We start from the raw sequence: 18,286 nt of genomic DNA, 5'->3' as shown, positions 1-18,286 counted from the left end.
GGCACAAGCCGTGACGGACGGCTGTCCGGCGGATCGTGGTCCAGTCGATCCGCCGGACGCTCATCCTGCCGTACGGGTTTTACGGCAGCTGGGACTGCACCTGCGAGGAGATCAGCTCCAGGTGGTCGAGGTCGTCCAGGTCGAGGACCTGGAGGTAGACGCGGCTCGCGCCCACCTCGGCGTAGCGGCCGATCTTGTCGACGACCTCGGCCGGGGAGCCGGCCAGGCCGTTGAGCTTCAGCTCGTCGACCTCGCGGCCGATCGCGGCGGCCCGGCGGGCGACCTCCTGGTCGTCCCGGCCGACGCAGACGACGAGGGCGTTGGAGTAGGTCAGGTCGTCGCCCTTGCGGCCGGCCTCCTCCGCGGCGGCGCGCACCCGGCCGAACTGGCGCTCGCTGTCCTCGACGGAGGCGAACGGCATGTTGAACTCGTCGGCGTACTTGGCGGCCAGCCGCGGGGTGCGGGTCGGGCCGTGGCCGCCGACGAGCACGGGGATCTTCTGCTGCGCCGGCTTGGGCAGCGCGGGAGAGTCCGTGAGGTCGTAGTAGGCGCCGTGGAAGTCGAAGGTCTTGCCGGGGGCCGTCGCCCACAGGCCGGTGACGATCTCCAGCTGCTCCTCGAGGCGGGCGAACTTCGCCTTGGGGAACGGGATGCCGTAGGCCTTGTGCTCCTCCTCGAACCAGCCGGCGCCGAGGCCGAGTTCGACCCGGCCGCCGGACATCTGGTCGACCTGCGCGACCTGGATGGCGAGCACGCCGGGCAGCCGGAAGGTGCCGGCGGTCATCAGGGTGCCGAGCCGGATGCGCTTGGTCTCGCGGGCGAGTCCGGCCAGGGTGATCCAGGCGTCGGTGGGGCCGGGCAGGCCGTCCACGGTGCCCATGCGGAGGTAGTGGTCGGAACGGAAGAAGGCGTCGAAGCCGAGGTCCTCGGTGGCCTTGGCGACGGTGAGCAGAGTGTCGTAGGTGGCCCCCTGCTGGGGCTCGGTGAAGATGCGGAGATCCATGCCCCCATCCTGCACGCCGGGGCGCGGGACGATGAGCTCGGACCCCCGCCCCACCCGGTCCCCGGTCGGGTGAAATTACGTCCATACCGCAGGTCACGCGTGACCGGGCCAGTGACCGGCCCCGTTGGTGATCGTTGGCTCGGGCGGAGCCGGAGCCCCCGGCTTCCGCACCGGCCGTGAGCGCCGGGGCGTCACCCGCGTCGGCCTCCCCGGGGGCCAGGGGCCGAGGAGGCCGTCATGTCCGAAGAGACCGTGCCGCAGCAGGGCGGGACCGGGCAGTCGAAAGGGCTGTTGCAGCAGATGGAGGAGCTGATGGCGGCGTTGAACGCGGACCTGTCGGCCCTGGACGCGGATCTTCAGGCGGCGGGGGACGCCGGCCGGGGGCCGGGCGAGGAGGAGTAGGTCGGCTGAGGTCCGCTCCGGGGTGGGCCGGGGCCGGCCTCGGCAGCCGCTATCCCGCTTCCCTCTCCGGTAACGCCTGCTCCCGGTCCGCGAGTCTGCGGAGCATTTCCAGGACGCGGTCCCGGGACTCGTCCGCCGCGTCGATGGCCTCCATGCACTGCCAGTACGTGCCCTCGTCGTCCGCGGCGCAGGCGAGGCCCACGAGGGCGATGCCGACCTCACCGAGGAGGCCGCCGAGGTACATCAGCGTGTGGCGGGCGTCGCCCAGCTCGGTGAGCTGGCCCGCCCGCAGCTCACCGGGGGCCAGTTCGGGCGGGTCGAGGACACCGCAGCCGCGGCCCGCCAGCTCCGTCAACCCCAGGGCCTCGCCGCGCAGTTCGGGCGGGCCCGCGACCGCGAGACGACTTCCTATCGCCTGCGCGAGGGCCTGCGCCTGCCACACCTCGGCCAGGACCCCCGGCACGTCGCCGCCCGCGGCCAGGGACCGCCTGCTCGTCACGATGAGCCGCACCGCGTCCATGCGCTGCCCCCGTCCTGTCCCGACGCGCTCCGCGCGTCCGTCCGCCCGAACTCCCTTGTTCACTACCCAGAGTGAAGGGCAGTGAGACGAAAAGCCAGAGGAAGGCGGAAATCTGCGGACAACAATTCGGAATCGGGCCGTGTTTTGATTACGCAGAGTACAAGTGGAGTGTGTGACTCCTCAGAGCGGGCTGCACCGCTCCTAGATCGGGAACCTCCTTTCGTTCCGGTCGATCTTCGCGTCCAGCGCCGCCAGCGGGTCGATGCCGAGCACCTCGCACAGCTGGAGCAGATACGCGAGCACGTCGGCGACCTCGTCCGTGACCCGGTGCGCGGTGTCCGGGTCGGTCATGACCCGGGCCGACTCCTCCGGCGTCAACCACTGGAAGATCTCGACCAGTTCGGACGCCTCCACGCTGAGCGCGGCGGCCAGGTTCTTGGGGGTGTGGTACGGCTGCCAGTTCCGCGCGGCCGCGAACTCGGCCAGCCGGCGTTGCAGTTTCGCCACGTCGAGAGGTTCTGTCACGGCTCCAGGTGTACCACCGTGACCCCGTCGGTCCCGGCGGCCCACGACGCGTCGCTCACCGCGCCGACCAGCCGGATGTGGCCGCGCTCGCACATCCGGGCCGCGAGCCGCAGCAGTTCCCTCCGCTGGCCGGGGTCGAGTCCCCGGTCGAGGCCGTCGGCGAGCACGGTGAGGGTCTGGAGGGCGGCGGGCACCTCGCCGGCCGGGTCGACCTCCAGCACGCCAGGCCCGGTGAGCAGCACCAGTGCGAGCGCCACGTACCGCAACTCCCCGTCGCCCAGCCGGCCGAGCTCCGTCCGGATGCCGTCACCCCGGTCGAGCACCGCCCGCACCGCCCCGTCGGCCGACGGCTCGGCCAGCACGTCCGCCACCGGTCCGGCGCAGCCCGCGCGCACCGCCGCGACGAGCTGCGTGTGCCGCCGTGCGCACTCGGCGCGGGTGCGCCACAGGACGTCGGCGAGGTTGCCGCAGCCGCCGAGCAGCCGCCCGGAGCCGGCCGGTACGGGGCCGCGCATCAGGCCGGGGTCGGGGTCGCAGGCGAAGACGGAGCGCAGGGCGACGACCATCTGCTCGGCGGCGGCCAGCACCCCGCGCTGCCCGGGCGTCGCACCGGCCACACGCAACGGCAGCAGGGCGGTGCCGAGCCGGTCGTCCGGCAGCGGGCCGTGGGGCACCGGTGCCGGCCCGGCCGTGTGCCAGGCGGCCTGCACGGCGCGCTTGCCGGGGTCGCGCAGGGCGGTCTGCAGCAGGACCAGTCCGCCCGCCGTCAACCGCTCGCCCACGACGCGCAGGTGGGGCTCGGCCTGCACGGCGACATCGAGCCGGACCGGGCCCGCGGGCCCGTCGGACGTACAGCCGATACGGAAGCCGCGGCGGCGCTGGGCGTCGGGCCGGGCCCGCTCCGGTACGCAGGCGACGGGGTCCGGGAACGCCTCGCCGAGCGCGGCGCCTCCCCCGAGCCGGGCCAGCGCCTCGTAGGCCCGCAGCGCACTGGACTTGCCGCAGCCACTGGGCCCGGCGAGGAGAGTGAGCGGCCCGAACGGGAGTGCGGCGCGGCGGTGGCCGGCGAAGGCGGACAGCCGCAGCTCGGTGATGCGCGGCCGGCCGGGGTGCGCGGCGCCGCCCGTAGGCGGGCCGGGCTGCGCGAGGGGGGTGGCAGCGGGGGGCTGGGTCATATCCGGACCGTAGGACTCCGCCCGCGGGACGAACCGTTCCGCCTCCCGGGACTTCCTACGATCGGGCGACCCGGCCCGCGGGGGACGTCACACCCCGGGGACCCCGACCCCCTCCATCAGCCCCGTCACCTCGGTCCCCGCCGGCGTCAGCAGGAACACGTTGCGGTCGACGCGGTGCATTCCGCTGGCCAGGCCGAAGACGACGCCCGTGCTGAAATCGAGGACGCGCTTGGCGACCTCGGTCTCCGCGCCGGTCAGGTCGAGCAGCACCGGCACGCCCGCCATCAGGGTCTCGGCGACGTCACGCGCGTCGGCGAAGACGTTCACCCGCAGGACGACGAAACGGCGTCGGGTCTCCGTCTCGGCCTCGGGCACGGACCGGTGGCCGACGGAGGACGGCCAGGCGTCCCGGCCCCGCAGCGGCACGACCTGGGCGAGCCCCTCCCACTGTTCGTCGGTGACATCGTGGCTGTTCACCGGCATGCTCCGTCCTGGCTCCCGCTGGCTGTCTGCATCGGCCAATTCTTGCGCACGGTCACCCGTTCGGCCCAACTGCGACACGCTCCGCCACCTCATTGCACCTCACAGCGGCCGGAAGGCGGCTGTGTGACGGGCGTAACTACCGGTGATCAAGCAATGTGACACCTGCGTAACGGGGCCTACGTACCGTCGACGGCATGACCTCGACGCCCCGGCCGCAGCAGGAGACGCAGCAGGTGCGCACCGTCTGCTCGTACTGCGGTGTGGGCTGCGGTCTCGTGCTCGATGTGACCAGGGGGCCCGACGGGCGGCGCACGGTCCTGAAGGCCTCCGGCGACAAGGCGCACCCGGCGAACGCGGGCCGGCTGTGCACCAAGGGCGCCACCACGGCCGACATGCTCGCCGCGCCCGGGCGGCTGACCAGCGCGCTGGTCCGCGACGACCGGGGCGAGGAGCCGGTACCCTCGCCCGTCGCCGGCGCGATCGCCGAGACCGCCGCACGACTGCGGGCGATCGTCGACGCGCACGGGCCGGACGCGGTCGCCTTCTACGTCTCCGGGCAGATGAGCCTGGAGGCGCAGTACCTGGCGAACAAGCTGGCCAAGGGGTTCGTGCGGACCAACGCGATCGAGTCGAACTCGCGGCTGTGCATGGCGAGCGCGGGCACCGGCTACAAGCTGTCGCTGGGCGCGGACGGGCCGCCCGGCTCCTACGAGGACTTCGACCAGGCGGACGTCTTCCTCGTCATCGGGTCGAACATGGCCGACTGCCATCCGATCCTCTTCCTGCGGATGATGGAGCGGGTCAAGGCCGGCGCCAAGCTGATCGTCGTCGATCCGCGGCGGACCGCCACCGCCGCCAAGGCCGATCTGTTCCTCCAGGTCAGGCCGGGGACCGACCTCGCGCTGCTGAACGGCCTGCTGCACCTGCTGCACGCGGACGGGCACACCGACCCGGAGTTCGTCGCGGCCCACACCGAGGGCTGGGAGGCCCTGCCCGGGTTCCTCGCGGACTACACCCCGGCGGCGGTCGCGGAGACCACCGGGCTCGCCGAGGACGACATCCGCCGGGCCGCGCGGCTGATCGGCGAGGCCGGCACGCAGTGGATGAGCTGCTGGACCATGGGGCTGAACCAGTCCACGCACGGCACCTGGAACACCAACGCCCTGGTCAACCTGCATCTGGCGACGGGCGCGATCTGCCGTCCGGGCGCCGGGCCGTTCTCGCTCACCGGCCAGCCCAACGCCATGGGCGGGCGCGAGATGGGGTACATGGGCCCGGGACTGCCGGGGCAGCGGTCGGTGCTCGTGGCCGAGGAGCGGGCGTTCGTCGAGGACGTGTGGGAGCTGCCGCCCGGGACGCTGCGGGCCGACGGGGTCGGGCAGGGCACCGTCGAGATGTTCCGGAAGATGGCCGGCGGGGAGATCAAGGCCTGCTGGATCATCTGCACCAACCCCGTCGCCTCGGTCGCCAACCGCCGTACGGTCATCGAGGGCCTTGAGGCCGCCGAGTTCGTGGTCACGCAGGACGTGTTCGCGGACACCGAGACGAACGCCTACGCCGATGTCGTCCTGCCGGGCGCGATGTGGACCGAGGCGGAGGGCGTCTTCGTCAACAGCGAGCGCAACCTCACCCTGACCCAGGCCGCCGCGGACCCGCCCGGGGAGGCGATGGCCGACTGGCGGATCATCGCGGAGGTCGCGTGCGCGATGGGGTACGAGAAGGGGTTCTCGTACGACAGCGCCGAGCAGGTCTTCGAGGAGATCCGGCGGTTCCACAACCCGAAGACGCAGTGGGACCTGCGCGGTGTCTCCTACGAGCGGCTGCGCCGGACGCCCGTGCAGTGGCCGGCCGCGCGGGAGGACGGGCCCGAGCGCAATCCCGTCCGGTACGTGGGGGACGAGGGGCTGCGGTTCCCGACGGCGAGCGGTCGTGCCGTCTTCTTCGCCCGGCCCCACCTGCCCGCCGCCGAGATGCCGGACGACGACTATCCGTTCGTGCTCAACACCGGGCGGGTGCAGCACCAGTGGCACACGCTCACCAAGACCGGGAAGGTCGCCAAGCTCAACAAACTGAACTCCGGGCCCTTCGTGGAGCTCCATCCGCAGGACGCGGAGGCGCTCGGGGTGGCGGAGGGCGATCTGGTCGAGGTCGCCTCGCGGCGCGGGCGGGCCGTGCTGCCGGCGGTCGTGACGGACCGGGTGCGGCCGGGCTGCTGCTTCGCTCCCTTCCACTGGAACGACCTGTTCGGCGAGTACCTGAGCATCAACGCGGTGACGAGCGACGCGGTGGATCCGCTGTCGTTCCAGCCGGAGTTCAAGGTGTGCGCGGTGTCGCTGGCGAAGGTGGCGACGCCCTCGCGAGAGGCGTCCGTGCAAGAGGCGGCGAGCGCCGTGGGCGAGGACCCGGCCGAGGCGTTGATACCGACAGCCGTCAGCCCGGGCGGGACCGACCCCTTCGGCCTCCAGCCCTCTCCTCCCCCGGTCCTGTCCGCCCAGGAACGCCAGTACCTCACCGGCTTCCTCGCCGGGCTCGGCTCGGGCGCCCCCGGCGTCCCGGTGCTCCCGCCCGACGCGCCCTTCACTCCCGAGCACGCCCTGTGGGTCAACGGGGTCCTCGCCGGCATGTACTCGCGCTCTGCGCCACCGGCCGCCCCCGCGCGGGAGCCGTCCGGCCGTGAGGTCGTGGTGCTGTGGGCCTCGCAGACGGGCAACGCCGAGGAGTTCGCCACCGCCACCGCCGAGCGGCTGACCGCGACCGGGCACCGTACGAGCCTCGTCGGCATGGACGAGGCCGATGTCGCCGCGCTCGCCCGCACCGCGGACCTGCTCTTCATCACCAGCACCTTCGGGGACGGCGACGCGCCCGACAACGGCACCGGCTTCTGGGACACGCTCTCCGGCGAACGGGCCCCGCGGCTGGACGGGATGCGGTACGCCGTGCTCGCCTTCGGCGACTCCTCGTACGACGACTTCTGCGGGCACGGGCGCCGGCTGGACGCGCGGCTCGACGAGCTGGGCGGGGTGCGGCTGGCCCCGCGTACGGACTGCGAGCCGGACTACGAGCCCTCCGCCGGGGAGTGGCTCGACCAGGTGCTCTCGGCGCTGGGCGGTCAGGCCACCGCCCCGGCCGGCTCCCCGGCCTCGCGACCTGAACCGCAGCCCAAGCCCAAGCCCGCCGCCTCGGTCGCCCGGCTCGTCGGCAACCGGCTGCTCAGCGGGCCGGGCGCCGGCAAGGAGGTCCGGCGGTTCACCTTCGACACCAGCGGGACGGACCTGGCGTACGAGGCCGGGGACGCGCTCGGCGTGCGGCCGGTCAACGCGCCGGACCTCGTGGCGGAGTGGCTGGCGGTGACCGGGCTGGACGCCGGGACGGCCGTCGAGGTGGCCGGTGCCGGCGAGGTGCCGTTCGCCGAAGCCCTGGCGCGGCACCTCGACATCACGCGGATCACCCCCGACCTGCTGCGGTTCGTCGCCGAACGCGCCCGGGACAAGCACGAGTTGCGCAGGCTGCTGCGGCCCGACAACAAGGACGGGCTGGCGCAGTGGTGCTGGGGGCGGCAGACCGTGGACGTGATCGCCGAGTTCGCGGTGCGGGCGAGTGCCGAGGAGTGGGCCGGGGTGCTGCGCAAGCTCCAGCCGCGGCTGTACTCCATCTCGTCCAGCCCGCTGGTCGATCCGCGGCAGGTGTCCCTGACCGTGTCCGTGGTGCGGTACGAGAACCTGCGGGGGCGTCCGCGCGGCGGAGTGTGCTCGCCGTTCCTCGCCGACGCCGGGGCGGGCACCGAGGTGCCGGTGTTCGTGCAGCGCTCGCCGCACTTCCGGCCGCCGGCCGACGCGTCGACGCCGATGGTCATGGTCGGCCCCGGCACCGGCGTCGCGCCGTTCATCGGTTTCCTCCAGGAGCGGCGGATCCTCGGGCACCGGGCCCCCAACTGGCTGTTCTTCGGCGAGCAGCACCGCGCGACGGACTTCTACTACGAGGACGAGCTGTCGGCTCTGCTCGACGAGGGCACCCTCACTCGTCTGGACACCGCTTTCTCCCGCGACCAGCGCAACAAGGTGTACGTGCAGGACCGGATGCGCGAGCACGGGCCGGAGCTGTGGCACTGGCTGCGCGACGGCGCCCGCTTCTACGTCTGCGGCGACGCCTCCCGCATGGCCAAGGACGTGGACCGGGCCCTGCGGGACGTCGCGGTGGCCCACGGCGGGATGAGCGAGGCGGAGGCCGCCGCGTACGTGAAACAACTCGCGGCGGACAAGCGGTACGTACGGGACGTGTACTGAGCGGGCGGCGGGTCCTTACTCGCCTCACACCCGTCTCTTCACCGCCGTCCGGCCCCCGCTCACCTGCGGCGATTAGCGTCCTGCGGCGTGTACTCGGCAGAAACCACGCTGGTGGTCCCCGGCCCGCGCACCCAGTCGGGGGCGGCCGGGCCGCCGCCCCCGGCCCAGTGGCACCGCGTCCTGACCCTGCTCGCCGACATCAGCCTGCTGATCGGCACCCGAGCGGTGTGGACGACGGCGGCCAGTCACCGGCCGGCCGTGGCCGCGGTGATCTCGGCGTGCTACGCCGCGATCCTGGCGTGCGGGGTGCTGGCCCTGGTCGTCCGCCGGGAACGGTCGCTGGCCCGGGTGGACCTGTGCGTGCTGGTGACGGGCGTGACGCTCACCCTGTGCGCGTGGATCATGCTCCACCACGGCTCCGACGAGGCGCTGCTCACCACCCAGGCGGCACGGGAAGTGGCCGCGGGACACCCGGTGTACGGGCAGCCGTGGCCCTGGCTCTTCGGCCACGGCGTGGCCCTCACCCCGACGGTGACCGGGGGCTACGACCTCACCTACGGCTATCCGCCGCTGGCCCCGCTGCTGGCCGTGCCGCTGCTGTGGCTGGGCCACGGCGGTGCTCCGGCGACGGCGGTGAGCACGGGCGCGCTGCTCGCCGGCACGGTCGTGCTGTGGCGGATGCTGCCGGCGCCGTGGCGGTCGGCGGCGACCATGGTGTGCCTGGGCTTCGGGATGCTGCCGTCGTACGCGCGGCTCGGCTACCCGGCGATCGTGGCCCTGGCCCTGCTGGTGCCGGTCGTGGTGCGCTGGCCGGGTACGGGTGCGGGCGGACGGCTCGGGGCGGCGGGGCTGGCGCGGGCCGCGTGTCTGGGGGCGGCGTGCGCGGCACAGCAGTTGCCCTGGTTCCTGGCGCCGTTCCTGCTGGCCGGGATCTACGCCGTGCGGCGGGGCGAGCTGGGCGGCCGGGCCGCGGCGCTGGTGGTGCTGCGGTTCGCCGGGGCCGCGGCGACCGTGTGGCTCCTGATCAACACCTACTTCGTCGTCAGCGAGCCGGGCCCTTGGCTGACGGGGATCGCGCTGCCGCTGACGCAGGGCGCGGTGCTGCACGGGCAGGGCGTGGTGGACATCTCGCTGTACCTGACCGACGGCAGCGACCGGCTCGACTGGTACTCCTCCGCGAGCCTGCTGCTGCTCGCCGGCCTGCTCGTGCTGTTCGTGCTGTTCGTACGGCGACTGGGTCCGGCCGCGACCGTCCTGCCCTGGTGCGCCTTCTATCTGGCGACCCGGTCGCAGGACGGCTACTACCTGTTGATGACGCCGCTGTGGCTGGCGGCGGCCGTCACCGCTCCCGCGTCGGCGTTCGCCGGGGCGTGGCAGCCCCGTGTGCGGCTGCTGTCCGGGCCGCGGCGCCGCCCGGCCCGGATCGCCCTGACGGTGCTGCTGCTCATGCCCGCGCTGGGCGGCGCCGCCGTGGCGGCGACGGGTACGCCGCCCCTGCGCATGCGGGTCGTCGCGGCCCCGCGTCCCACCCCGGCGACCGTCTCCCGCCTCACCGTCCAGGTCACCAACACGGACGACACGGCCCTCGCCCCGCACTTCACCCTGACGATGGGCCAGGGCATGGACCCGTACTGGCGGATCGTCCGGGGCCCGCGCGCCCTGCCCGCGCATGCCACCGCCCGCTATGAACTCCGGCCGCCGAGGGGCCGGTTCCTCGTACCCCGGCCGGGTGTCCGGATCCGCCTGCGCGCGTTCACGGCGTCGCCGCAGACCCTGTCGAGCGCGGATGTGCAGCAGGCGGTGCGCCGGACGGGATGACGGCCGGGTCAGCCCGTGGCCCGGGTGAAGCGGAGAGACGCGGTGACCGCGGTCCGGCCGCGGATCATGCCCAGCTGGTTCCAGCCCATGCCGAACTGCTCCCGCTCCACGGTGAATTCCGTCTCCAGGGTGAGCCCCGTGACGTCCTGGCCGGTCAGGCGCGCGGTGAGGGGCAGCGGCCTGCTGACGCCGCGCACGGTGAGCTGACCGACGACGTGCACCCGGCCGCCGTCGCGGAGCTCGGCGCTGCGGGCCGCGAAGGAGATCTCGGGGTGGTGGTCGGCGTCGAAGAAGTCGGCGGACCTCAGGTGGGTGTCGCGCTTGGCGTTCTTGGTGTCGAGGGAGGCGACGTCGAGGGTCAGGGTGCCGACGGCGGACCCGTCGGGCCGGACCTCGCCCGAGCCGTGGATCGCGCCGAAGGTGCCCTTCACGGTGACCAGGCCCCACATGGTCTTGTGCTGGATGCCTACGGCCGAGGCGGTCGTGTCGAGCTGCCACAGTCCGGTTTCCACGGCGACGGTCATGATCTTCTCCACTCATTCGTTCAAATTTGGATGACTGCACGCTAGCGGCTCGTCCAAAATTGAACAACCCCTGTTCCACATTTGGACGACAGGTAGGATGGAAGCATGGCCGACCACCAGGAGCCCCCCGCCGACCTGCCCGAATGCCCCTTCACCGAGGGCGGCGGGCTGCTGCCGACGGAGCTGCGCGCCTGGATGTTGCTGCTCGCCGCGACGGGGGCGGTGGAGCAGCGGCTGCGCGCGGTCGTGAAGGAGAAGCTGGACGTCTCGCACGACGAGTTCCTGATCCTGTGCCTGCTCGCGGAGCAGCCCGAGGGCGGCCTGCGCATGACGCGCGTCGCGGAACTCCTGGGCCGCCCCAAGACCCGCCTCACCTACCAGATCGCCTGCCTCCAGCACGCCGGCCTCGTCTCCCGCAGGTCGGTGTGCGGCGACAAGCGCGGCGTCGAGGTCACCCTCACCGACAAGGCCCGCCGCCTCCTGGCCGAGGCCTCCGGCCCGCTCGCCGAGACGGTGACGCGGTCCCTCACCCGCTTCATGGGCCCGGACCAGCGTGAGGCCCTGTGCGCGCTGGTGCCGGACCTCGCCGGGGAGTCCCGCGCGGACTGAGGGAGCGGCGGCCACGAGGGCGTGCACCCGGCGGAGCCGCCGGCCGCCGTGGGCGCCAATGCCGGGCGTCGCGACGCCGCGGAGATCCATCAGAAGCCCCGTGGTCCGCGCGGGCTGCGGCGCTGAGCCGCCGCGTCCCGAGCGGTGTTCTCTACACCGCCGTAGAATCCGGGAACACGGGCGCGACGGCTAGCGTTGACCCGGAGACACACCACGTATAAGGAGCCACTTCTTGTCCGCCCGATCGACGGACCCCCCAGGGCACAGTCCCCGACCATCCCGCCACGGCATCAGTGATCGCGGCACACGGCGGGGTGGTGTTCTGTGAGTGCCGCCGAGGCCCTGCTGGGCCTGCTCGCCGTGTTCGTGCTGACCGCCGGCACCGGCTACTTCGTCGCCCAGGAGTTCGCCTACGTCTCCGTGGACCGGCTCACCCTCGCGCGTGAGGCCGAGGCCGGGGACAAGAAGGCCGCCCGCGCGCTGCGGGTGCTGGAGCGGCTGTCGTTCATGCTGTCGGGCGCGCAGCTCGGCATCACCGTCACCGGCCTGGTCGTCGGCTTCATCGCCGAGCCGTCGGTGTCCGCGCTGCTCAGGCCCGCCCTGTCCGGGCTCGGCCTGCCCGGCGCGGCGGTGAGCGGCGTCTCCGTGACACTGGCCTTCGTCCTGGCCACGGTCGTGCAGATGGTGCTGGGCGAGCTGGCCCCGAAGAACCTCGCGATCGCCGTGCCGGAGCGGTTGGCGAAGGCGCTGGCCCCGTCGACGCTGGCGTATCTGAAGGTCGTGGGCCCTGCCGTACGCGTCTTCGACAGCGCCGCGAACAGGCTGCTGCGCAAGGCCGGCATCGAGCCCGTCGAGGAACTGCATCACGGCGCCACGCTGGAGGAGCTGGGCCACCTGATCGGCGAGTCGCACGAGCAGGGCGCCCTGCCCAAGGACACCGCCGCGCTGCTGGACCACGCGCTGGAGTTCTCCGAGCGGACCCTCGACGAGGTGATGGTGCCGCGCGCCGACGCCGTCTTCGTCCGCAAGGACGCCGGTGCCGACGAGGCGGTCGGCCTGATCGCCGAGCACGGCCACTCCAACTACCCCGTCCTCGGCGACCACCCGGACGACATCGCGGGCGTGCTGGGCGTACGCGAGCTGATGGCGCTGCCCGCCGCCCGGCTCGCCCGCGCCACCGCCGGTGAGCTGGCCCGGCGGCCGCTGCTGCTGCCGGACACGCTCGGGCTGCCGGACGCGGTGACGCGGATGCGGGAACACGACGACGAGTTCGCGGTCGTCCTCGACGAGCACGGCGGCGTGGCGGGCATCGTCACGTACGAGGACATCGCCGAGGAGCTGGTCGGCGACATCGCGGACGAGTCCGACAAGGTCACCGTGCTCGCGGTCGCGGACGGCGACGGCTGGCTGGTGGACGCCGGCCGCCGGCTGGACGAGGTGGCCGAGGCCACCGGTGTCCGGCTGCCGGAGGACGACGACTACGACACCGTGGCCGGCCTGGTCGTGGACCGGCTCGGCCGCTTCCCGACCGTCGGCGACCGAGTCACGGTCGAGCTGCCCGGGGGCGGCCGCGCCGTGATCGACGTCCGCACGCTGGACCGGCACGTGGCCGACCGCGTCCGGATCAGTCCGTTCGCGGACGCCGAGGAAGCCGAAGAAGCCGAGGAGATGGCGTGAGTTTCCCGATGGCGGTCTTCGTGACCGTGCTGCTGCTGATCGGCAGCGGCTTCTTCGTGGCGGCCGAGTTCGCCCTGGTCGCCGCCAAGCGGCACCGCATGGAGAAGGCGGCGGCCGAGGGGCGGCGCGGAGCCGGGGCGGCCCTGGCCGGTATGCGCGAGCTGTCGCTGATGCTGGCCGGCGCCCAGCTGGGCATCACCGTGTGCACGCTGGGCCTGGGCTCGGTGTCGAAGCCTGCGATCTCGCACGAACTCGACCCGCTGCTGCACGCGCTGGGCCTGCCCAGTGCCGTGAGCTACGGCGTGGCGTTCGCCGTGGCGATGGCCGTGGTGGTGTTCCTGCACATGGTGGTCGGTGAGATGGCCCCCAAGTCATGGGCGATCGCCCACCCGGAGCGTTCGGCGATGCTGCTCTCCCCGCCGTTCCGGGCCGTGGTGCGGGCCGTACGGCCGCTGATCCGGCTGCTCAACGCGGTGAGCAACGCGCTGGTACGGCTGTGCCGGGTGGCACCGCGCGACGAGCTGGCCTCGGTGCACAACCGGGAGCAGCTGACGCACCTGGTGGCGGAGTCCGAGCGGCTGGGCCTGATCAGCGCGACCGACTCGGAGCTGCTGACCCGCTCGCTGACCGAGCCGGAGACGCCGGTCGCGGCGCTGCGGATCCCGGCGGCGGAGCTCACCTGGGTCGAGGGCGGCACGGACGTCGAGGCGCTGCTGCGGCTGGCCACCGGCCTGGACCGCACCCGGCTGCTCGTCCGGGAGAACGGCACCGTCCTCGGCTCGGTCCATGCCCGTGACGCCCTGGTCGCCCGGGCCCGGGGGCGTGCGACGACCGCCCGTGACCTGGCCCGCCCGGTGCCCGAGCTGACGGAGACCACCACGGTCGCCGACGCGATCGAGGTGCTGCGCCGCCGCCGGTCCTCCCTGGCCGTGGTCCGTGACACCGCCGGCCGGCTCACGGGCCTGGTCACCCTGGACGACCTGCTGGCCCGGCTGATGCAGCCGGCCGCGGCCGCCTGACGGAGCGGAATCCGAACCTCCAGCCAATCTGCACACCGTTCGCCAGGAAGCCGTGAGGCGGCACGCGGGGCGCCAAGTCCGTTACCCGGGGTGGGAACTTGGCGCCGAAGTGCCCGCTTCGGAAACCGGGGCGCAATACTCGTGCGTGCGACAGGGCGACGGGGTGTGTGAAGGAGTGGGCGTATTTCGTGTGCCCATGGTCATGATGGTGAAGGCGGTCACCGAAAGGAGCGGTGCGGTGCCGGGAGTTGGCTGGAACTTTCCTCCCGCGGAGTGCTTTGATCCTGCACACGGCGGAGCCGTCGGTGCGGAATCTCGATTCTGGATCCGGCGACCCCCCACGCGCGCCGCCAATGCGAGACATTCATGCGAAGGGAAACACCTCCAATGAACCTCACCTCTCGGGTCGACATCGCCGAGCTGTCCGACGCCGACCTGGAGAACATCTCCGGCGGTATGGCGGGCGGCGCCTCCGCGAACCTGGTGGGCGGCCTCTCCACCGGTCTGGTCGAGCCCCTGACCGTCGAGGTCTGCGCCGACCTCCAGGCGGCGCTGTCGCCGGCGGGCGCGGCGGCGTCCGGGAGCGCGGGCGTTCACACGACGTCGCTCTGACGGCATCCGCGTAAAGGGCCCCGGGACGCGATTCCCGGGGCCCTTCGCCGTGCCCAGGGCTTTTCCTCACGGTCGCAAAGTTGGGGAATTCGCGTAGCTCGTGACGGAATTCTGGACACGACGGGGGTGGGTAACACCGCGGCACGGGATGGCGCAGACTTACACGGGCCCCGCAGACCCGACCGCAAAGCGATAGGACAGACCCTGTGAAACCCGACTCGATCCGGAACGAAGAACTGCCGATCTACGAGAGCCTCATACGCGAACGCGGCGACGTCGTCGAAGAGGCTCGTGTGGTCGCCGAAGAGACGCAGCACCAGATGACGCAGGCCCTGAACGGGCACGCGCCGGCGCAGCAGATGCAGCAGGAAGCCGGAACCCGGCAGTAGGCGTCACGGGCGGGCATCGCCCGGCGGCGGGGCCGCGTTCGCCCTGCCGAAGGCCCACGCCATCCCCGGTTCCGTCACGCAGCGGAAGACGCGCCGCACGGGCGGCGTGCACAGCGCCGTGACGACCACGGCCGCGACCAGGGCGGCGGCGACCGTGCCGACGGGCCGGTGGACCCAGGCCGGTTCGTACCAGCCCCAGTACTTGGCGGCCTGCGCGACGAAGCCGTGCAGCAGATAGCCGTACAGCGTGCCCGCGCCCAGCGCGGTGAACCACGTCCGGCGCCCGGGCACCCAGGCGAGGAAGCAGGCGACCAGGACAGCCGAGCAGCCGAAGACGGCCAGCGTCATCACAGGCCCGTACCAGAACGGGGCGGCCAGTCCCCGGGCGCTGTCGGCGTGGAAGAACCAGCCGTAGTTCATCCGCGGAACCGCCCAGTACGCCACCCCCAGGGCACAGACGGCGACCGGCACGGCGAGAATCCGCACCGCGCGCCGGCGCACCAGCCGGAAGTGCTCCGGCCGCAGCAGCAGGCCGCACACGAAGTACGGCAGGAACTGAAGGGTGCGCTGGAGGTCGAGGTCGTGGCCGATGGACGGCGAGAGCGTCGCCAGCATCGCGATGGCGAGGGCGACCGGCAGCGGCCGGCGCACATGCCGCCACAGCGGCGTGGTCAGCCGCCAGACGAACAGCGCCGCCAGGAACCAGGTCAGATACAGGGGGTCCAGCAGGCTGACCGGGCGGTCGGGGTCCTGGCTGGTCCACCGGGTGAACAGGGTGTACGCCGTCTCGAACACCACGTACGGCACGGCGACACCGGTGACCAGGCGTTTGAGGCGGTCCGGGCTCCCGTCGAAGGTGCGTGAGAAGTAGCCGGAGACGATGATGAACGCCGGCATGTGGAACGCGTAGACGAACATGTAGAGGGCGGTGACGGCCCTGCTGCCCGGCCGCAGCGGCTCCCAGGCGTGTCCCACGGCCACCATCACGATCGCCAGGTACTTGGCGTTGTCGAAGAACGCGTCCCGCTGCCGCACCGGGCGGGCCGCCGCGCCCTGTTCTCTTGCCCGGGACGCCCGGGACGCCCGGTTCTCCTCGGCCGCTGGGCGGGCCGTCGTCACCGTGTCATTCACGAGCCCTCCCGAAGCGACTCGAAGGGGCTGTGCCTCGTCGTACTCGAGACAAGGGGGTGGCGTCTGCGCAGAACATCGCCCGCACCCTAATCACAGGGCCGTGCCCCGGTTCAACTCGTGCCGGGGTGGGCTCGCTTCGGTTCACGCCCGGGTGTACGTGTCGAGCCGGGCGATCGGGGCGCGCTGGAGTTCTCCGCCGGAGAGTTCTCCGGGGCGGCGGTGGGCCGGTTCCTCCGGCAGGCCGGGGCGGTCCAGGGTGGCGGACGCCTCGTCCAACACCGCCCGTTCGCCGGTACTCCGCAGCCGTACCGCCGTACGGGCCACCTGGTGCAGGACGTGTCCGTGCTCGTCGAAGGCGGCGCGGGCGTCCTGGAAGTCGTACTGCACGGCGGCGCGTTGGTCGCGGCTGCGGTGGCGCAGGCTGCGTGGGAGTCGCGTGCCGTCGAGCGGGATCTCGCCGTCGTGGTCGCGGTGGAGGCCGGCGAGGCAGCGGGCGAGCGTGGTCTTGCCGCTGGTGGTGGGTTCGTCGGCGACGATGACGCGGGCGCCGAGCAGCAGGGCCTGGGCGAGGACGACGCGTTGCTGCTGCCCGCCGGAGAGCCGGTGCGGGCAGCGCCGGCCCGGCCACCGCACCCCGCTCGGCGCCCCGGACGCGCCGCCGGTCCTCCTGGTCTCCTCCGCGCACGGCCCCGTCACGCCGATCGAGGGCGCCCGCCGTCTCCAGCACCTGCTGCCCGGCTCACGCCTGGTCACCCTCGACGACGGGTACTCCCACGGCGTGTTCGCGAGCCGCGGCAACCCGTGCGTGGACGACACCGTGGCGGCCTACCCGCTGCGCGGAGAAGTACCGCAGGCGAACGTGCGCCCGCACGGGCCCCGGGCTGCCAACAGTCCGGTAGAGCCCGGATCTCAGCTCTCCTTCCACACCAGCACGGTCAGCACCGCGCTCGCGACGGTGACCGGGGCGGCGGCCTGGTTCAGCAGCCGCACCCGCATGCTCCGGCCCGACGGGAGCCGCTTCGTCAGGGGCACGACCGCGAAGGTGCCGCCCCCGGTCCCGACGATCTCGTGGATCGGGTGGTCCGCGCGGTGCTGGTCGCCCTGGTACTCCGACATGCGCGCCTGGACGACCGCACCCACCGGCAGACCGTCGATGTGGAGGCTGACGCTCCCGCTGAAACGGGCCGGGCCACGGGCGAAGACGCTCCCGCCGGTGGCGTGGTCACCGGTCTCGTCGGCCCACTCCGTGGTGAACTCGACCGAGTCCCAGGCACCGGGCGCGAGCCGATACCCCTCGGGGACACCGAGGTTGACGTACTGGGGCATGGGGTCCTCTCCTTCCCACAGGCCCACCGGGAGGGCCAGGGCGTCGGCGACGTCACGGCGGAAGTCGGCCATGTCGAATCCGCGCGGATCGACCTTCCAGTCGCTCCACTCCAGGTGACCGATCGCGCTCTTGGGGCCCCAGCGGTGCGCGCGGCAGATCGCGGCGGTGGCCTTGACGATGGCGATGTACTGGACAGTCGGCCACGGGTCCTTGCCGTCGCCCTTGTTCTCGCACTCCCAGCCGTAGAAACGGGCGTTGCCGTCGACCGCGCCGGCCGAGCCGTCGTGCTCGTGCGTCGCGGGCGGGTACGTGCCGTACGACTCACCGATGACGGCGTTGAGCACGTCACCGTCCCCGCCGCCGGCGTGGTTGGCCCGGCCGTTGCCGGTCAGGTGGACGACGCCGTCCTTGGTGATGCATCCGGTGGCGAGCGGACCGGGCAGGGCGCTGTGGCCGTGGTAGATCAGCTCGACGACGTCCGTGCCGGGCCCGGTGACGGTGTGATGGATCATCACACCGTGCACGGGGCCCCACGGGCCCTTGTGGTTTCGGTTGTTGGTGCGCCATCCGCCGACCTCGTGAACGGCGCAGCCCTCGGCCTTCAGTGCGGCGACGAGCCGGGCGGCGGTGAGCGGAGTGGCCATGCGTTGATCCTCCGTTTCGGCGCGCTCGCGCCGGTCCGAAGACAGCGGTCGCGGTTGCGGTTGCGGAGTGTGCCTGGCGGATCGTTTCACCGAACCTGCCCTGGAACCTCGCCAGGCCCTCACCACCATTCTTCCGCCGCTCACC

Annotated in this window: 17 protein-coding genes and 1 pseudogene; 9 read left to right on the top strand and 9 right to left on the bottom strand. The window is 72.7% G+C overall.

Annotation, left to right across the window (positions count from 1 at the left end; genetic code table 11):
* Positions 1–79: 79 nt before the first annotated feature.
* Positions 80–1,003, bottom strand: coding sequence for an LLM class F420-dependent oxidoreductase (locus HDA41_RS30155; protein WP_184989507.1), 924 nt, complete (start codon positions 1,001–1,003; stop codon positions 80–82).
* Positions 1,004–1,240: 237 nt separating this feature from the next.
* Between HDA41_RS30155 and HDA41_RS30150 the strand changes: the two genes are divergently transcribed.
* Positions 1,241–1,405 (top strand): hypothetical protein, encoded by a 165-nt coding sequence (locus tag HDA41_RS30150; protein WP_184989505.1) that lies wholly within the window; start codon positions 1,241–1,243, stop codon positions 1,403–1,405.
* A gap of 49 nt (positions 1,406–1,454) precedes the next feature.
* On the opposite strand, the gene HDA41_RS30145 is transcribed toward HDA41_RS30150, so the two are convergent.
* The 4 genes from HDA41_RS30145 to HDA41_RS30130 all read right to left on the bottom strand — a co-directional run bounded on the left by HDA41_RS30145 (position 1,455) and on the right by HDA41_RS30130 (position 4,108).
* On the bottom strand, positions 1,455–1,925 hold the full coding sequence (locus HDA41_RS30145; protein WP_184993851.1) for a DUF6099 family protein: 471 nt from the start codon (positions 1,923–1,925) through the stop codon (positions 1,455–1,457).
* Between the two features lie 201 nt (positions 1,926–2,126).
* Positions 2,127–2,450, bottom strand: coding sequence for a nucleotide pyrophosphohydrolase (locus HDA41_RS30140; protein ID WP_059417898.1), 324 nt, complete (start codon positions 2,448–2,450; stop codon positions 2,127–2,129).
* Positions 2,447–3,625, bottom strand: coding sequence for an AAA family ATPase (locus HDA41_RS30135; protein ID WP_184989503.1), 1,179 nt, complete (start codon positions 3,623–3,625; stop codon positions 2,447–2,449). Before HDA41_RS30135 ends, HDA41_RS30140 begins: the two co-directional genes overlap by 4 nt.
* Positions 3,626–3,712: 87 nt before the next feature.
* Positions 3,713–4,108 (bottom strand): cell division protein SepF, encoded by a 396-nt coding sequence (locus HDA41_RS30130; RefSeq protein WP_184989501.1) that lies wholly within the window; start codon positions 4,106–4,108, stop codon positions 3,713–3,715.
* 194 nt (positions 4,109–4,302) lie between these two features.
* Here HDA41_RS30130 and HDA41_RS30125 point away from each other — a divergent pair, with 194 nt between their 5' ends.
* On the top strand, positions 4,303–8,391 hold the full coding sequence (locus tag HDA41_RS30125) for a bifunctional nitrate reductase/sulfite reductase flavoprotein subunit alpha (protein WP_184989499.1): 4,089 nt from the start codon (positions 4,303–4,305) through the stop codon (positions 8,389–8,391).
* Between the two features lie 87 nt (positions 8,392–8,478).
* A complete protein-coding gene (locus tag HDA41_RS30120; RefSeq protein ID WP_230299651.1) occupies positions 8,479–10,209 on the top strand; it encodes a hypothetical protein in 1,731 nt (576 codons plus the stop codon).
* Between the two features lie 8 nt (positions 10,210–10,217).
* On the opposite strand, the gene HDA41_RS30115 is transcribed toward HDA41_RS30120, so the two are convergent.
* Entirely contained in the window at positions 10,218–10,733 is a 516-nt protein-coding gene (locus tag HDA41_RS30115; RefSeq protein ID WP_184989497.1) for a YceI family protein, read from the bottom strand.
* Positions 10,734–10,838: 105 nt separating this feature from the next.
* On the opposite strand from HDA41_RS30115, the gene HDA41_RS30110 reads away from it, so the two are divergent.
* The 5 genes from HDA41_RS30110 to HDA41_RS30090 all read left to right on the top strand — a co-directional run bounded on the left by HDA41_RS30110 (position 10,839) and on the right by HDA41_RS30090 (position 15,039).
* Positions 10,839–11,342, top strand: a complete 504-nt coding sequence (locus HDA41_RS30110; protein ID WP_184989494.1) for a MarR family winged helix-turn-helix transcriptional regulator — start codon at positions 10,839–10,841, stop codon at positions 11,340–11,342.
* Between the two features lie 324 nt (positions 11,343–11,666).
* Entirely contained in the window at positions 11,667–13,019 is a 1,353-nt protein-coding gene (locus tag HDA41_RS30105) for a hemolysin family protein (RefSeq protein WP_184989491.1), read from the top strand.
* Positions 13,016–14,038, top strand: a complete 1,023-nt coding sequence (locus tag HDA41_RS30100; RefSeq protein ID WP_184989488.1) for a hemolysin family protein — start codon at positions 13,016–13,018, stop codon at positions 14,036–14,038. The genes HDA41_RS30105 and HDA41_RS30100 overlap by 4 nt, the downstream gene beginning before the upstream one ends.
* 387 nt (positions 14,039–14,425) lie before the next feature.
* On the top strand, positions 14,426–14,650 hold the full coding sequence (locus tag HDA41_RS30095) for a hypothetical protein (protein ID WP_184989485.1): 225 nt from the start codon (positions 14,426–14,428) through the stop codon (positions 14,648–14,650).
* Positions 14,651–14,856: 206 nt separating this feature from the next.
* Complete coding sequence (locus HDA41_RS30090) at positions 14,857–15,039, top strand: hypothetical protein (RefSeq protein ID WP_184994199.1); 183 nt, start codon at positions 14,857–14,859, stop codon at positions 15,037–15,039.
* Between the two features lie 3 nt (positions 15,040–15,042).
* Here HDA41_RS30090 and HDA41_RS30085 read toward each other — a convergent pair whose 3' ends face one another.
* Entirely contained in the window at positions 15,043–16,170 is a 1,128-nt protein-coding gene (locus HDA41_RS30085) for an acyltransferase family protein (protein ID WP_184989482.1), read from the bottom strand.
* Between the two features lie 141 nt (positions 16,171–16,311).
* Entirely contained in the window at positions 16,312–16,866 is a 555-nt protein-coding gene (locus HDA41_RS30080; protein ID WP_376706825.1) for an ATP-binding cassette domain-containing protein, read from the bottom strand.
* On the opposite strand from HDA41_RS30080, the pseudogene HDA41_RS42795 reads away from it, so the two are divergent.
* Positions 16,838–16,969 (top strand): annotated as a pseudogene (locus HDA41_RS42795) (alpha/beta hydrolase); the annotation flags it as partial. The gene HDA41_RS30080 and the pseudogene HDA41_RS42795 overlap by 29 nt on opposite strands.
* A 110-nt stretch (positions 16,970–17,079) precedes the next feature.
* Here the strand turns inward: HDA41_RS42795 and HDA41_RS30070 are convergent.
* Entirely contained in the window at positions 17,080–18,141 is a 1,062-nt protein-coding gene (locus HDA41_RS30070) for a peptidoglycan recognition protein family protein (RefSeq protein WP_184989480.1), read from the bottom strand.
* Between the last annotated feature and the right edge of the window lie 145 nt (positions 18,142–18,286).

The sequence above is a fragment of the Streptomyces caelestis genome (assembly GCF_014205255.1).
Lineage (GTDB): Bacteria > Actinomycetota > Actinomycetes > Streptomycetales > Streptomycetaceae > Streptomyces > Streptomyces caelestis.
Note: the sequence above shows the minus strand (reverse complement) of the source record. Positions and strands in the feature narration are given on the sequence as shown.

Bases quoted from the DNA above. Each gene is read 5' to 3' on its own strand.
- HDA41_RS30135 (WP_184989503.1), bottom strand. From the start codon at position 3,625: ATGACCCAGCCCCCCGCTGCCACCCCCCTCGCGCAGCCCGGCCCGCCT.
- HDA41_RS30095 (WP_184989485.1), top strand. From the start codon at position 14,426: ATGAACCTCACCTCTCGGGTCGACATCGCCGAGCTGTCCGACGCCGAC.
- HDA41_RS30115 (WP_184989497.1), bottom strand. From the start codon at position 10,733: ATGACCGTCGCCGTGGAAACCGGACTGTGGCAGCTCGACACGACCGCC.
- HDA41_RS30110 (WP_184989494.1), top strand. From the start codon at position 10,839: ATGGCCGACCACCAGGAGCCCCCCGCCGACCTGCCCGAATGCCCCTTC.
- HDA41_RS30070 (WP_184989480.1), bottom strand. From the start codon at position 18,141: ATGGCCACTCCGCTCACCGCCGCCCGGCTCGTCGCCGCACTGAAGGCC.
- HDA41_RS30130 (WP_184989501.1), bottom strand. From the start codon at position 4,108: ATGCCGGTGAACAGCCACGATGTCACCGACGAACAGTGGGAGGGGCTC.
- HDA41_RS30145 (WP_184993851.1), bottom strand. From the start codon at position 1,925: ATGGACGCGGTGCGGCTCATCGTGACGAGCAGGCGGTCCCTGGCCGCG.
- HDA41_RS30155 (WP_184989507.1), bottom strand. From the start codon at position 1,003: ATGGATCTCCGCATCTTCACCGAGCCCCAGCAGGGGGCCACCTACGAC.
- HDA41_RS30150 (WP_184989505.1), top strand. From the start codon at position 1,241: ATGTCCGAAGAGACCGTGCCGCAGCAGGGCGGGACCGGGCAGTCGAAA.
- HDA41_RS30125 (WP_184989499.1), top strand. From the start codon at position 4,303: ATGACCTCGACGCCCCGGCCGCAGCAGGAGACGCAGCAGGTGCGCACC.